Raw genomic sequence first — 14911 nt, 5'->3', positions numbered from 1 at the left:
GCAGCGGCGCCGCTCAGGCGAGGCCGGGCAGGCCGGGGAACGGGGTCGCCGCGGCGCCCCACCGGGCCGCCGCCGCGTCGGCCCTGGTCAGCTCGTCGATCAGGTCCTGGCGGGCACCCTGCGGTGCACCGAGGATCGCGGCGCTCGCCGCCTCGGCGACGCCCGCCTCGAGGCTCGCCGCCACGGTGCGCGCCCCGGCGGGGTCGTCGATCGTCTTCGGGAGCGCGTAGTCCGCACGCCGCGGGTCGGACGCGGTGCCCGCGATCTTCACGCGCTGCGCCCACTGCTCGGCGGCGTCCCGGTGCGCCGCCGCGGACGTCGCCGCGGCCGTGCGGTCCCCGCCGGTCAGCTTCGCCGCCACCACCTCGAGGCCGAAGCCCGCCTGGTCGTGCGCCAGGACGAGCGGCGCGACGTCGGCGGCCGTCAACGCGGCGGCCGGCGACGCCGTGGGGACGGGGACGGCGGGCGCCGTGGGCGTCGGGGTCGGCGCGGGTGCCGGTTCGTTCAGCGCGGTCGCCAGCCGTGTCCCCAGCGCCGCGCGCGACACCCCGACCGCGGCGAGGAGCCGGGCGGTGGCGCCGTCGGCGGCCGTGGTGGCGTCGGCGAGCGCGGTCGAGGCGTCGGTGCGCAGCGCGGCGAGGACCTGGTCCGGCGTGGCCACGACGGCCGCGGGGCTCGTCGTGCTCGTCGGGGTCGCCAGCCCGGCCTGGTACACCCCGCCGAGCTGGTCCGCGTGCGCCGTGGAGAACGTCGCGACATCCGCCAGCACGGCCGCCGCGGCCTTGTCCGCAATGGGCTGCGCCGAGCGTGCCGCGGCCGCCAGCGCGAGGGCGTCGGCGACGGTCCGTTCCCGGACCTGTTCCGCGGCGCCCGGGGTGGGGGCGGCCGGTGGGGCGCTCTCGAACCGCAGGTCGCACCCGGCGAGCGCGAGGACGGCGGCGAGGACGACGACGAGCGCGCCGGACGTCGGCACGAGGCGGCGGGGGGCGGGGCGGGCGATCATCGCCCGCGATCCTGCCACCCCGCCGGCCCCGCGGCCGCGGGGCCCACCGGTGGACGACGACCGATACCCTGGACTGTCGGGCCGGCGGGCGTGCCAGCCGGGCGTCAACCACGGTGTCAGCCGGGTGTCGGTGACGGACGAGCGGGAGGCGAGCATGGCTGGGGCGGCAACCGCTGCGCGGGTGCGCCAGGTCGTCGAACCCGCGGTGGCGACGGTCGGCCTGCTGGTCGAGGACGTCGAGCTGGCACGTGCGGGGGCCCGGACGGTCGTCCGCGTCGTCGTCGACGTCGCGGAGGACGACCAGGGCGAGCTCGACCTCGACCGCATCGGCGACGCGACGCGCGCCGTCTCGGACGCCCTGGACGCCGACGACGTGGTGGCCGGTCACTACACGCTCGAGGTGTCGAGCCCGGGGGTGTCGCGGCCGCTGACGCTGCGGCGGCACTACCGGCGCGCGCTGGGCCGGACGGTGAGCCTGGTGCTGGGCGACGGCACGCGGCTGGCCGGGAGGCTGACGGAGGTCGTGGGGGACGACGAGGCGGGCGCGACGGTGGTCGTCGTGCCCTCGTCGTCCCCGGGCAAGGGGAGGCGGCCCGTGGACGGCCCCGCCGTGACGGTCCCGCTGGCGACGGTGCGCTCCGCGCACGTCGAGGTGGACCTGTCCGGCGTCGGCCCCGCGGATGACGAGGACGAATCGGGGGAGGCCTGACGTGGACATCGACATGCAGGCGCTGCGGCTCATCGAGCACGAGCGCGACATCAAGATCGACGTGCTGATCGAGGCGATCGAGCAGGCGCTGCTGTCCGCCTACCACCGGACGCCGGGCGCCTACGCCCGCGCCCGCGTCGAGGTGGACCGCCGCACCGGCCACGTGACCGTGTGGGCGCGCGAGCCGATCCCGCTCGGCCCGGACGGCGAGCCGGAGGACGTCGAGCAGCCGGAGTTCGACCACACGCCGGAGGGCTTCGGCCGCATCGCGACGTCGACCGCCCGCCAGGTGATCGTCCAGCGGCTGCGCGACGCCGAGGACGACCAGGTGCTGGGCACGTTCCGCGGCAAGGAGGGCGAGATCCTCGGCGGGGTCGTGCAGCAGGGCCGCGACCCGCGCACCGTGCTCGTCGACGTCGGCGGCACCGAGGCCGTGCTGCCCGCGCACGAGCAGGTGCCGGGGGAGAGGTACGTCCACGGCGAGCGGATCCGCGGCTACGTGCTCGAGGTGGCCCGTGGCATGCGCGGCCCCCAGGTGACGCTGAGCCGCACCCACCCCGGCCTCGTGCGCAAGCTGTTCGCGCTGGAGGTCCCCGAGGTGGCGGACGGCACCGTCGAGATCACGGCGATCGCCCGCGAGGCAGGCCACCGCACCAAGATGGCGGTGCGCGCCACGATCCCGGGCGTCAACGCCAAGGGCGCCTGCATCGGCCCGATGGGCGGCCGCGTGCGCGCCGTCATGGCCGAGCTCCAGGGCGAGAAGATCGACATCGTCGACCACTCCGACGACCCGGCGGAGATGATCGCCAACGCGCTGTCCCCGGCGCGGGTGCTCTCGGTGACGATCGTCGACCCGCAGACGCACGCCGCGCGGGTCGTCGTGCCCGACTACCAGCTGTCGCTCGCCATCGGCAAGGAGGGGCAGAACGCCCGCCTGGCCGCCAAGCTCACGGGGTGGCGCATCGACATCCGCTCCGACGCGGCCGCTCCGCAGGCGGCCGGTGCGGGCGTCGCCCCGGCGACCGACGCGTGACGCCGAGGGCTCCGGCGGCGGCGTCGGGTAGACTGACCACGCCTGGGCCAGGAGCCCGGAGCTCCACCACCACCGGACCCGTCCGCACGTGCGTGGGGTGCCGGGGGACCGGATCCAGGCAGGCCTTGCTGAGGGTGGTCGTCGACCCGGGAGCCAACGTGCTCGTCGTGGACGTCGCCCGCCGGATGCCGGGACGGGGTGCGTGGCTTCACCCCGATCCGCACTGTCTCGAGCTCGCCGTCCGTCGGCGTGCGTTCGGGCGGGCGCTGCGCACAGCGGCGGCCCCGGACGCCGGCGCCGTCGCCCGGCACCTCGAGACCCTCGCGGAGCCGCATGCCGCCGGGACCGTCCCGGCGGCCGCCGATCGTCGATGAGGAAAGCGGGTCAGGAAGCCGATGGCTGCCCGATGAGCACGCACCGATGAGCACGTTCCGATGAACCTGCACTAACGACGGTCCGGCCCCTGTCCCGGGCGGACCGAGACAGGAGAGATGTGGCAGTCCGCGTCTACGAGCTCGCCAAGGAGCTCGGGATCGACAGCAAGGCGCTGGTGACCAAGCTCGGCGAGATGGGCGAGTTCGTCCGATCGCCGTCCTCCACCATCGAGGCGCCCGTGGTGCGCAAGGTGCGCGAGGCCTTCCCGAAGTCGGAAGCCCCCGCCGCGCCCGCCCCCGCTGCGGTCAAGCCGGCACCGGCCAGGCCCTCGCCGGCGGCTCCCGCCGCCGTCGCGCCCGCCGCTGCCCCCACGGCGCCCGAGCGCGCCGCCGCTCCTGCGCCGGCCGAGGCCGTGGCCCCGGTGGCGCAGTCGACCCCGCCGGCCACCCGTCCCGCGGCTCCCGCCGCGCGCCCGGCCACGCCCGGCGCCCGGCCCGCCGCCCCCGCGGCGCGCCCGTCGGGCCCCACGCCCGGCCCGGCCCGGCCCGGCCCCCGCCAGACGCCGGCGAACCCGGCGCCGCGGCCCGGCAACAACCCCTTCGCCCCCTCGCAGGGCATGCCGCGTGGCGGTGAGCGCTCCGGCGGTCCCCGTCCCGGCGCCCCGCGCCCGGGCAACAACCCGTTCGCGCCGTCGCAGGGCATGCCCCGCCCGGGCGAGCGGCGCTCCGAGCAGCAGGGTGCCCCTGCGGCGGCCGGCGGCGAGCGTCCCGGCGGGCCGCGTCCCGGCGGTCCCCGCCCGGGCGGCCCGCGTCCCAACCCCGGCATGATGCCGGGCCGCATGAACTCCGGCGTCGGGCGTCCCGGCGAGCGCACGAGCGCTCCCGGGCGCGGCGCGCCGGGTCGTGGCGGGCCCGGCGGCGGTCGTGGCGGCACGGGTGCCCCCGGGGCCGGCGGCGGCTTCGCCGGTGGCGCCGGCCGTCCCGGCGGCGGTGGGCGTCCTGGTGGCGGCGCCGGCCGTGGCAGCACGCAGGGCGCCTTCGGCAAGGCCGGTGGGCGTCCCGTCCGCGGGCGGAAGTCGAAGCGGGCGAAGCGCCAGGAGTTCGAGCAGATGCAGGCCCCGTCGCTGGGCGGCGTGTCCGTCCCGCGCGGCAACGGCACCACGGTGCTCCGCCTGCGTCACGGCTCGTCGCTCAACGACTTCGCCGACAAGATCGACGCGAACCCGGCCTCGCTGGTCACGGTCCTGTTCCACCTCGGGGAGATGGCCACGGCCACGCAGTCCCTCGACGAGGACACCTTCGCGGCCCTCGGCGCCGAGCTCGGGTACGTCATCGAGATGGTGTCCGCCGAGGAGGAGGACCGCGAGCTGCTCGGCTCGTTCGACATCGACCTCGACGCGGAGCTGGAGGCGGAGTCCGACGAGGACCTCGCGCCGCGCCCGCCGGTGGTCACCGTCATGGGCCACGTCGACCACGGCAAGACGAAGCTCCTCGACGCCATCCGGCAGACGGACGTCGTCGCGGGCGAGGCCGGCGGCATCACGCAGCACATCGGCGCCTACCAGGTGAAGGCCGAGCACGAGGGCATCGAGCGCGCCATCACCTTCATCGACACCCCGGGCCACGAGGCGTTCACCGCCATGCGTGCCCGCGGTGCCCAGGTGACGGACATCGCGATCCTCGTGGTCGCGGCGGACGACGGCGTGATGCCTCAGACGATCGAGGCGCTTAACCACGCCCAGGCGGCGAACGTGCCGATCGTGGTCGCGGTCAACAAGGTGGACAAGGAGGGGGCCAACCCCTCCAAGGTCCGCCAGCAGCTGACCGAGTACAACCTGGTCGCGGAGGAGTACGGCGGCGACACCATGTTCGTCGACGTCTCCGCCAAGCAGCGGCTCGGCATCGACGAGCTGCTCGAGGCCGTCCTGCTCACCGCCGACGCGGCGCTCGACCTGCGGGCAAACCCCGACAAGGACGCGCGCGGCGTGGCGATCGAGGCCAACCTCGACCGCGGCCGCGGTGCGGTGGCGACCGTCCTCGTGCAGTCCGGCACGCTGCGGGTCGGCGACGCGATCGTCGCGGGCACGGCCCACGGGCGTGTCCGGGCGATGTTCGACGAGCACGGCGAGACCGTGCCCGAGGCCGGACCGGCGCGCCCGGTGCAGGTGCTCGGGCTCACGTCGGTGCCGAGCGCGGGGGACACGTTCCTCGTCGCGCCCGACGACCGGACGGCGCGCCAGATCGCCGAGAAGCGCGAGGCCGCCGAGCGTGCCGCCCTGCTGGCCAAGCGTCGCAAGCGGATCAGCCTCGAGGACTTCACGCAGGCCCTCGCCCAGGGCAAGGTCGAGACGCTCAACCTCGTCATCAAGGGCGACGTGTCCGGTGCGGTCGAGGCCCTGGAGGACGCGCTGCTCAAGATCGACGTCGGCGAGGAGGTCGACCTGCGGGTCATCCACCGCGGCGTCGGCGCGATCACGCAGAACGACGTCAACCTGGCGACGGTCGACAACGCGATCATCATCGGGTTCAACGTCAAGTTCGCCGAGCGCGTGGAGGACCTCGCCGAGCGCGAGGGCGTCGACGTGCGGTTCTACTCGGTGATCTACCAGGCGATCGACGACGTCGAGGCGGCCCTCAAGGGCATGCTCAAGCCGGAGTACGAGGAGGTCCAGCTCGGCACCGCGGAGGTGCGCGAGGTGTTCCGGTCCTCCAAGTTCGGCAACATCGCCGGTTCGCTGGTGCGGTCGGGCGAGATCCGGCGCAACGCGAAGGCGCGCGTCCTGCGCGGCGGCAAGGTGATCGGGGACAACCTGACCATCGAGTCGCTCAAGCGGTTCAAGGACGACGCCACGGAGGTCCGCGAGGGCTACGAGTGCGGTATCGGGCTCGGCTCCTTCAACGACCTGCAGGTCGACGACGTCATCGAGACGTTCGAGATGCGGGAGAAGCCGCGCTCCTGAGGTTCACCAGGTCCGGCCCGGGGTCCGCCCCGGGCCGGACCCGCCTTGGGTGCGCGCAGACAGGGAGACGTGATGGCGGAGAACGCGCGGGTGCGCCGGCTGGCTGACCGGATCCAGGAGGTCGTCGCGCGCATGCTCGACACCCGGATCAAGGACCCGCGGCTGGGGTTCGTGACGGTGACCGACGTGCGCGTCACCGGTGACCTGCAGCATGCCGACATCTTCTACACGGTGTACGGGGACGACGAGGCGCGGGCGGCCTCCGCCGTGGCGCTGGCCTCGGCCACCGGCATCATCCGCTCCGAGGTGGGCAAGGCCACGGGCCTGCGCCTGACGCCGACCCTGGCGTTCCACCTCGACGCGGTGCCCGAGACGGCGGCGCACCTCGAGGCCGCCCTGGCGGCCGCGGCGCGCAAGGACGCCGAGGTGGCGGCGCTGGCCGCCGGCGCCAGCTACGCGGGCGAGGCGGACCCGTACCGATCGCCGTCGGACGGTGCCGCCGACGGGGCGGACGACGAGCTCGACGGTCCCACCGCCTGACCGCCGTGGCCGAGCTCCCGCTGCAGCGACTCGCCGACGGCACCGTCAAGCAGGTGTCGCCCCTGACGGGGACCACCGTGTGGACCGTCCCCGGCCGGGGTCACCGCCCGTTGCCGGGCGCGCCGGCGGAGCGCCACCCGGTCGACCCGTCCCGGGTCGACCGGCTCTGCGCGTTCTGCTCCGGCAGGTACCGGGACACGCCGCCGGAGAAGTCCCGCCTGGTGCTGGACCCGTCCCCGCGCGTCATCGAGCACGTCGCGGCGGCGCAGCTCGACGCGACGGTCGCCGAGGTGCGCCGCATCCCCAACCTCTTCGAGATCCTCTCGGTCGACTACTGGCGCGCGAACCACGGCTTCGTCGTGCCGCGCGCGGTGCGGGAACGGGCCGAGGCGTACCTGGCCGACCCCGCGGGTGCCGCGCACGTCGCGGGCGTGCTGCGCGCCCGCGCCCTGGCCGCCGGTCTGGACCCGGACCTCGCGTCGGCGACGCCGGAGGACCACCAGGCGGCGATCGACCTGTTCGCCGGCTCGCACGACGTCGTCGTCGCCCGTCGGCACCTCGTGGACGGCGCCGCGTTCGACGACGAGCTCGCGGGCTCGGGGACGCTGACGCCCGACGAGCACCACCGCTTCGTCGGGATGACCGTCGACGCGATCCGCGACCTGTACGAGACGCGCCCCGCCGCGTTGTACGTCGCCGCGTTCCAGAACTGGCTGCGCCCCGCGGGTGCGTCGTTCGACCACCTGCACAAGCAGGTGGTGGCGATCGACGAGCACGGCCCGCAGGTGGAGCACGAGCGGCTGCGGCTGCGGGGCGAGCCGGACCTGTACCAGACCCAGGTGATCGACGTCGCGGTGGAGCACGGGCTCGTCGTGGCGAGCAACGAGCACGCGGTGGCGATCGCGGGCGTGGGCCACCGGTACCCGGCGTTCGAGGTCTACTCGACGGCGCGCGAGCAGCTGCCGTGGGAGCACGACGAGGCCCAGGTGCGCGGCGTCTCCGACCTGGTGCACGCGCTGCACGCGGTGGGCGGCGTGCACACGCCGAGCAATGAGGAGTGGCACCACCGGCCGCCGGACCTCGGCGAGCCGATGCCGTGGCGCATCGTCCTCAAGTGGCGTGTGTCGACCCTCGCCGGGTTCGAGGGCGACACCAAGGTGTACGTCAACACCATCGACCCGTACACGCTGCGCGACCGTGCGGTGACGAGGCTGCTGGAGCTGCGCGCGGACGGCCTCGTCGCCGACGTCCGGATCGGCGACGAGGCCGGCACGCCTCGGCTGGGCTACGCGGGCTGACCCACCCGGTCGGCCGTCGACGGCGCTGCCGGTGCCACCTGCCGGCCGGTGCCGGCCGGCATGAAGAGGGCGGCGAGCGCCGCGACGGCGATCACCGCGGCGCCGACGAGCATCGCGGGCCGCAGGCCGCCGGCGTAGCCGTCCGGGGTGAGAGTGCCGCCGGCCGCCTGGAAGACGGCGACGATGGCGGCCACCCCGACGGCTGCACCCAGCTCCCGGAGGGTGGCGTTGACCGAGCTGGCGGTGCCGTGCTCGGCCTCGGGCACGTCCGCCAGCACCGCCGTCGCCGACGGTGCGAACGTCAGGCCCATGCCCACGCCGGCCAGCGCGAGGCCAGGGACGAAGTCCGAGTAGCTCGTCGTGCCCGCCACGAGCAGGCCGATCCACGCCAGCCCCGCCGCCTGGAGCACCAGGCCGGCGGTCAGCAGCGGTCGCACCCCGGTGCGCGGCGCCAGGAGGCCGGCGAGCGGCGCGACGAGCATGGGCGCCGCGGTCCAGGGGAGGGTGCGGATGCCGGCCTGCAGCGGGGTGTAGCCGAGGCCGATCTGCAGGTACTGCGACAGCACGAAGATGACGCCGAAGACGCCGACCGCGAACGCGAAGCCGGTCAGGTTCGCGACGGTGAAGGAGCGGACCGCGAACAGGCGCAGCGGGACCAGCGGGTGGTCGGTGCGCCGCTCGCGCCGGACGAAGGCGGCCAGCAGCACCGCGCCGACGAGGAGCCGGCCGAGCACCGAGGCGGACGTCCAGCCGTCGTCGTTCCCGCGGACGACGCCCCACACGACCGAGAGCACGCCCAGGCCCGCGAGCAGCACGCCCGTGAGGTCGAGGCGCTGGCGCCGGCCGAAGGACTCGGGCAGGGCGCGCACGATGAGCGGGATCGACACCAGCGCCACGGGCACGTTGAGCCAGAAGATCGCCTGCCACGACAACCCGTCGACGATGGCGCCGCCGATGACGGGGCCGAGGGCGACACCGAGCCCGGACACCGCACCCCAGACGCCGATCGCCATGGCGCGTCGCTCCTTCGGGACGGCGCCGGCCAGCAGCGTCAGCGACAGCGGCATGATCGCCGCGGCGCCGGCCCCCTGGACGGCGCGTGCGGCGACGAGCATCCCGGCCGAGCCGGCGAGCGCCGAGGCGACGGAGCCGGTGCCGAACAGGGCGATGCCGGCGACGAACGCGCGCCGGCGGCCGGTCCGGTCACCGAGCGTCGCAGCGGCGATCATCAGCGACGCGAACGCCAGCGTGTACGCGTTGACCATCCACTGCAGCTGCTCCAGCGACGCCGACAGGTCGCGGCGGATGACCGGCAGGGCGGTGGTCATGACGAGGTTGTCCAGCGTGGACATGAACATCGGCAGCGAGGCGGCCGCCAGCGCGAGCGCGGTGCCGGCGGCGCGGGCCGGGACGGGACGGGGCGACGCCTGCGGTGGGCGCAGGCGTTCGGTGCTGGCGGTCATGGTCGCGCTCCGTTGTTGTTGGCATTCACTGATTACTACGAAGGACGACGGTAGGCATCGACTGATAACATGTCAACATGTCGACCGCGCTCCACGCCCATGTGGCGGGCCACCGGTCCCGGATGCGCTCGGACGAGCGCCGGGACCAGATCCTCGCCGCCGCCCGCACGGTGTTCGCGCAGGGGGGCTATCAGGCGACCACGGACCAGGTGGCGCGCGCGGCGGGGGTGTCGCAGCCGTACGTCGTGCGGCTGTTCGGCAGCAAGCGCGAGCTGTTCCTCGCGGTGTACCGCGACGTGGCCGACGCCATCCTCGGCGCGTTCCGGCCGATCCCGGCCGGCCCGGACGCCGGCACGCAGATGGGCGCCGCCTACGTGCACCTGCTGAACGACCGTGACCTGCTGCGCATCCTCATGCAGGGGTTCCTCGCCGAGGCCGACGAGGAGGTGGGCCGCCTCGCGCGGCACACGCTCGGCGAGGTCTACCGGATGTTCCTGGAGCGCACCGGGGGGACGCCCGACGACGGCCGCACGTTCGTCGCGACCGGCATGCTCATCAACGTGCTGCTGGCGGTCGACGCCCCCGCGCACCGGGGCCAGGAGGAGGGCATGGACGCCCTGCTGGCCTGCGTCATCGAGGGGGTGGACGGCCTCGAGCACGTCGCGCTGGACCGGTGGTCCCGCTGAGCGGCGACGCAGGCCCGAGCGGCAACGGCCGCCGGCCGACGGCCGCCGACGGCGTGCTCGTCGTCGACAAGCCGGCCGGATGGACCAGCCACGACGTCGTCGGGCGCGTGCGGCGGCTGGCCGCGACGCGCAAGGTGGGCCACGCCGGCACGCTCGACCCCATGGCCACCGGCGTGCTCGTCGTCGGCATCGGCAAGGCGACGCGCCTGCTGGCCTACCTGTCGGGTGCCGACAAGGCCTACACCGCCACGATCCGGCTCGGCGCCACGACGCTGACCGACGACGCGGAGGGTGAGCTGCTCGCCGTGACGGGCGCCTCCGGCGTGAGCCGGCAGGCCGTCGAGGACGGCGTCCGCCCCCTGACGGGTGCCATCCTCCAGGTGCCGGCGACGGTCTCGGCGATCAAGGTGGCGGGCGAGCGCGCCTACGCGCGCGTGCGCGCCGGCGAGGACGTGCAGCTGGCCGCCCGGCCGGTGACGGTGTCGCGCTTCGCGGTGCTGGCCACGCGGCCCGCGCAGCTGGACGGCACGCCGGTGCTCGACGTGGACGTCGAGGTCGTGTGCTCGTCGGGCACCTACGTGCGGGCCCTCGCGCGTGACCTGGGCGCCGCGCTCGGCGTCGGCGGGCACCTGACGGCGCTGCGGCGCACCCGCGTCGGCGGCTTCGGCCTCGACGTCGCGCGGACGCTGGAGCAGCTGGCCGAGGAGCCGGCCGACGCGCCGCTGGCGGTGCTGCCGCTCGCGGACGCGGCGCGGGTGACGTTCCCCGCGCGCGCGCTGTCCGACGACGAGGCGGTCGCCCTCGGCCACGGCCGGACGATCGCGCGGGGGGACGCCGAGGGGACCACCGCCGGGATCGCCCCGGACGGCTCGCTCGTCGCGCTGCTGGAACCGCGGGAGGGGGCGCTGCGGCCCGTGGTGGTGTTCGCCCCGGCGTGACTCGTCGGATGACATGGCAGGCTTGTCCGCGCGGAAGCACGCAGTGACCACGCCTGACCACGCCGACCCGGCGTGCGGCGTCAGCGGAACGGGAGCGCACGTGCAGGTGTGGCGGGATCTCGCCGAGGTGCCGGTCGGCTTCGGGCCGTCGGTGGTGACGATCGGGAACTTCGACGGGGTGCACCGCGGGCACGTCGACGTGCTGCGCCGCATGGTCGCCGACGCCGCCGCGTCCGGCTGCCGGGCGGTGGCCGTCACCTTCACGCCGCACCCCGCCCGGGTGCACCGGCCGCAGGTCGCACCGCCGCTGCTGACGGGGGACGACGAGCGCCTCGAGCTGCTCGCGGCGACCGGCCTGGACGGCGTGCTGCTCGCGACGTACACGCTGGAGTTCGCGCAGCAGACGCCGGAGGAGTTCGTCCGGACGTACCTCGTCGACGCCCTGCGGGCGCGCACCGTGGTCGTCGGGCGGGACGTGCGCTTCGGCAAGGACAACGCGGGCGACCTGGCGACCATGACGGCGCTGGGGGAGCGGCTCGGCTTCCGGGTGGACGTCGTCGACGACGTGCGTCCGCCCGCGGCGGGCGACGCCGGCGGCGAGGAGGACCCGGCGGCGCACCGCTGGCGGCGCTGGTCGTCGACCTGGGCGCGGGAGCTGCTCGCCGCGGGCGACGTGGCCGGGGCGGCCAGGGTGCTCGGCCGCCCGCACCGGGTGCGCGGGATCGTCGTGCGCGGCGACGCGCGCGGCCGGACCCTGGGCTACCCGACGGCCAACCTCGGCCCCGACGCCACCGGGATGGTGCCCGCGGACGGCGTCTACGCCGGACGGCTCGTCCGGCTGCGCGACGTGCACGGACGCCCGGTCCCGCAGGACGACCCCGACCGGCGGCTGCCCGCCGCGATCTCGGTCGGCACCAACCCCACGTTCCACGGCCACGAGCGCCGCGTCGAGGCGTACGTGCTGGACCGCGACGACCTCGAGCTGTACGGCGAGGAGGTCGCCGTCGAGCTCGTCGCGCGCCTGCGGGGCATGGAGCGGTTCGCCTCGGTCGACGAGCTGCTCACGACGATGGCCGACGACGTGCGACGGGCGCGCGAGGTGCTGGCGCCGGTCTAGTCGCCGGTGACGCGCACGTCGTAGCGCGGCGCGATCCGGTACCCGGCCCCGCGGGCCGTCACGAGGAGGTCGGCCAGCCCGGTCTTGTCGCGCAGCCGGCGCACGTGGACGTCGACCGTGCGGCTGCCGTCGGGGACGTCTCGGCCGTCCCACACCGACGCCAGCAGCTCGCCGCGCGAGACGACGCGGGGGCCGGCCTGCGCCAGGTGCACGAGCAGGGCGACCTCGGTCGCGGTGAGGGCGACGGCCCGGCCGTCGATGGTGACCGTGCGGGCGTCCGGGTCGATCGTCAGCGTGGGCGCGCTCGGCAGGGCCGCCAGCCGGTCGCGGAAGGCCGCCGCCCGGCCCGCGGGGACCACCCGCGCGGCGCCGCCCTCGGTGCCCGTCAGCGCGGCGCGGGCGCGCGCGTTGGGGAACCACTCGGAGGCGAGGTCGGCGAGGTTCTGCACGGCGCGCAGCAGGTCGTCGAGGTCCTCGTCGGCCACGTCGGAGAGGTCGACCTGGAGGACGAACCCGCGGCGCGTGGCCTCCGGGTGGGGCGGGGCGGCCGCGACGGCCGGGCGCAGGGCGGCGCGGGGTGCGGGCAGGAGGGCGGTGCTCGACATGTGGGGTCCTGTGGGGTCGTCCTGCGCGGGGCGCAGGGGCCGGCGATGGCCGGCCGCGGGTCAGCGAGTGGGACTCAGCGATGACACGGACAGCAGGACGTGCACATTCGGCACAGGGCGCGCGAGGATGCCGGGGCGGCGATCGGACGCGTGCTCACGGACCGAGTGTGGCACCCGCCCCGGCGCACCCGGACGAACCCGACCGGCGGTCTCACGATGCGAGACTTCGTGTCGGTCGCGACCCGCGGACCGGTGCGCGGCGGCGGGCTCGCCGGGCGGGCGCGCACCCGGCCGGGGCCGCGCGGACCGGCTGGTAGACTCGTCGGGCCGTACGAACGGCCGCGGACCCACAGAGCCCGGGTGGACATGCCCCGGCGCGCCGCGCAACGAGACACCGAAGGAGAGCCCGTGGCCCTCGCCGCCGCCACCAAGCAGGCCATCATCAACGAGTACGCGACGCACGAGGGCGACACCGGTTCGCCCGAGGTCCAGGTCGCGGTGCTCAGCCAGCGCATCAAGGACCTCACCGAGCACCTCAAGGTCAACAAGCACGACTTCCACAGCGAGCGCGGCATGATGCTGCTCATCGGTCGTCGTCGCCGCCTGCTCAGCTACCTGCAGAAGGTCGACATCGAGCGCTACCGCAGCCTCATCGAGCGGCTCGGACTGCGTCGATAGCACGTCCCACCGGCTCGGACCCGCGGAAGGGTCCGGGCCGGTTCTGCGTACGACAACTCCACCCCCGCGTCGGCCGGCCCGCGTCCGGTCCTCGGTAGTGGCTCCCGGACGACAACGGTCCGTGGGCCTCGATCGAAGACCGCCGAGGTCTCGTCCGGCGCCTTCGAGAACAAGGAGGGCACCCGTGGAGGGTCCCGAGATCCAGTTCGCCGAAGCCGTGATCGACAACGGCAAGTTCGGCACCCGCACCGTCCGCTTCGAGACGGGCCGCCTCGCCAAGCAGGCCGCCGGCTCCGCCGTCGCCTACCTCGACGACTCGACGATGCTCCTGTCGGCGACCACCGCCGGCAAGGAGCCGAAGGACCAGTTCGACTTCTTCCCGCTGACGGTCGACGTCGAGGAGCGGCAGTACGCCGCCGGCAAGATCCCCGGCTCGTTCTTCCGCCGCGAGGGCCGCCCCTCGACCGAGGCGATCCTCGCCTGCCGGCTCATCGACCGTCCGCTGCGGCCGCTGTTCGTCAAGGGCCTGCGCAACGAGGTCCAGGTCGTCGTCACGGTGCTCTCGCTGCACCCGGACGACGCGTACGACGTGCTCGCCATCAACGCCGCGTCCGTCTCCACCGGCCTGTCCGGCCTGCCGTTCTCCGGCCCGGTGGCCGCGACGCGCATCGCCCTCATCGACGGGCAGTGGGTGGCGTTCCCGCGCTACTCCGAGCGCGAGCAGGCGACGTTCGACATGGTCGTCGCCGGTCGCATCGTCGGTGACGACGTCGCGATCGCCATGATCGAGGCCGAGGCGCCGGACAACACGTGGGACCTCATCCACGGCGGCGGTGGCACCACCCCGACCGAGGAGGTCGTCGCCCAGGGCCTCGAGGCCGCCAAGCCGTTCCTGCGGGCGCTGTGCCTGGCGCAGATCGAGCTGGCCGGCAAGGCCGCCAAGGAGACCGTCCAGTTCCCGGTGTTCCCGGAGTACCAGCCGGACGTCTACGAGGCCGTCGAGGCGGGCACCACCGCCAAGCTGGAGAGCGCCCTGTCGATCGCCGGCAAGCAGGAGCGCGAGGGCCGCATCGACGAGATCAAGGCCGAGATCAAGGCCGAGCTCGCCGAGAAGTTCCCGGGCCGTGAGAAGGAGATCTCCGCCGCCTACCGGTCGGTGCAGAAGAAGCTCATCCGCCGCCGCATCCTCACGGACGGCTTCCGCATCGACGGCCGTGGCCTGCGGGACATCCGCACCCTGTCGGCCGAGGTCGAGGTGCTGCCGCGCGTCCACGGCTCGGCGCTGTTCGAGCGCGGCGAGACGCAGATCCTCGGCGTGACCACGCTCAACATGCTCCGCATGGAGCAGCAGCTCGACACGCTCTCCCCGGAGACGCGCAAGCGCTACATGCACCACTACAACTTCCCGCCGTTCTCCACCGGTGAGACCGGCCGCGTGGGCTCGCCCAAGCGCCGCGAGATCGGCCACGGCGCGCTGGCGGAGCGGGCGCTCGTCCCGGTGCTGCCG

14 protein-coding genes are annotated in these 14911 nt (G+C 75.0%); 11 read left to right on the top strand and 3 right to left on the bottom strand.

Annotation, left to right across the window (positions count from 1 at the left end):
- Positions 1-13: 13 nt before the first annotated feature.
- Positions 14-1003, bottom strand: coding sequence for a DUF4439 domain-containing protein (locus BGO37_RS02740; RefSeq protein WP_291752036.1), 990 nt, complete (start codon positions 1001-1003; stop codon positions 14-16).
- Between the two features lie 154 nt (positions 1004-1157).
- Between BGO37_RS02740 and rimP the strand changes: the two genes are divergently transcribed.
- The 6 genes from rimP (at position 1158) to BGO37_RS02710 (ending at position 7917) form a co-directional block, all read left to right on the top strand.
- The gene (gene rimP / locus BGO37_RS02735) at positions 1158-1712 is read left to right on the top strand and encodes a ribosome maturation factor RimP (RefSeq protein WP_291752033.1); all 555 of its coding nucleotides are present in this window, start codon (positions 1158-1160) and stop codon (positions 1710-1712) included.
- A gap of 1 nt (position 1713) precedes the next feature.
- The gene (nusA, locus tag BGO37_RS02730) at positions 1714-2745 is read left to right on the top strand and encodes a transcription termination factor NusA (protein ID WP_291752031.1); all 1032 of its coding nucleotides are present in this window, start codon (positions 1714-1716) and stop codon (positions 2743-2745) included.
- Positions 2667-3119 carry a YlxR family protein gene (locus tag BGO37_RS17815; RefSeq protein ID WP_367188081.1) on the top strand — a complete coding sequence of 151 codons (453 nt, stop codon included), beginning with the start codon at positions 2667-2669 and terminating at the stop codon, positions 3117-3119. The genes nusA and BGO37_RS17815 overlap by 79 nt, the downstream gene beginning before the upstream one ends.
- Positions 3120-3238: 119 nt before the next feature.
- Entirely contained in the window at positions 3239-6079 is a 2841-nt protein-coding gene (gene infB / locus BGO37_RS02720) for a translation initiation factor IF-2 (protein WP_291752029.1), read from the top strand.
- Between the two features lie 72 nt (positions 6080-6151).
- Entirely contained in the window at positions 6152-6619 is a 468-nt protein-coding gene (gene rbfA / locus BGO37_RS02715) for a 30S ribosome-binding factor RbfA (RefSeq protein ID WP_291752028.1), read from the top strand.
- Between the two features lie 5 nt (positions 6620-6624).
- The gene (locus BGO37_RS02710) at positions 6625-7917 is read left to right on the top strand and encodes a DUF4921 family protein (RefSeq protein WP_291752026.1); all 1293 of its coding nucleotides are present in this window, start codon (positions 6625-6627) and stop codon (positions 7915-7917) included.
- Here BGO37_RS02710 and BGO37_RS02705 read toward each other — a convergent pair.
- Positions 7905-9380, bottom strand: a complete 1476-nt coding sequence (locus BGO37_RS02705; RefSeq protein ID WP_291752025.1) for a DHA2 family efflux MFS transporter permease subunit — start codon at positions 9378-9380, stop codon at positions 7905-7907. The two genes, BGO37_RS02710 and BGO37_RS02705, sit on opposite strands and share 13 nt — an antisense overlap.
- Positions 9381-9457: 77 nt before the next feature.
- On the opposite strand from BGO37_RS02705, the gene BGO37_RS02700 reads away from it, so the two are divergent.
- From BGO37_RS02700 to BGO37_RS02690, 3 genes are all read left to right on the top strand, one after another.
- Positions 9458-10066 (top strand): TetR/AcrR family transcriptional regulator, encoded by a 609-nt coding sequence (locus BGO37_RS02700; RefSeq protein WP_291752023.1) that lies wholly within the window; start codon positions 9458-9460, stop codon positions 10064-10066.
- On the top strand, positions 10063-11004 hold the full coding sequence (gene truB / locus BGO37_RS02695; protein ID WP_291752282.1) for a tRNA pseudouridine(55) synthase TruB: 942 nt from the start codon (positions 10063-10065) through the stop codon (positions 11002-11004). The genes BGO37_RS02700 and truB overlap by 4 nt, the downstream gene beginning before the upstream one ends.
- Before the next feature lie 100 nt (positions 11005-11104).
- On the top strand, positions 11105-12121 hold the full coding sequence (locus BGO37_RS02690; RefSeq protein ID WP_291752280.1) for a bifunctional riboflavin kinase/FAD synthetase: 1017 nt from the start codon (positions 11105-11107) through the stop codon (positions 12119-12121).
- Here BGO37_RS02690 and BGO37_RS02685 read toward each other — a convergent pair.
- Positions 12118-12726, bottom strand: a complete 609-nt coding sequence (locus tag BGO37_RS02685; protein ID WP_291752020.1) for a winged helix-turn-helix domain-containing protein — start codon at positions 12724-12726, stop codon at positions 12118-12120. The two genes, BGO37_RS02690 and BGO37_RS02685, sit on opposite strands and share 4 nt — an antisense overlap.
- Positions 12727-13134: 408 nt before the next feature.
- Between BGO37_RS02685 and rpsO the strand changes: the two genes are divergently transcribed.
- Positions 13135-13404, top strand: a complete 270-nt coding sequence (gene rpsO / locus BGO37_RS02680) for a 30S ribosomal protein S15 (protein WP_291752018.1) — start codon at positions 13135-13137, stop codon at positions 13402-13404.
- 184 nt (positions 13405-13588) lie between these two features.
- Positions 13589-14911: polyribonucleotide nucleotidyltransferase (locus BGO37_RS02675; protein WP_291752013.1), on the top strand; the 1323-nt coding region annotated here is incomplete at its 3' end.

The organism is Cellulomonas sp. 73-92, from assembly GCF_001898175.1.
In the GTDB taxonomy this organism is placed as follows: domain Bacteria; phylum Actinomycetota; class Actinomycetes; order Actinomycetales; family Cellulomonadaceae; genus Cellulomonas.
This window is presented reverse-complemented; position numbering and strand designations above follow the sequence as displayed.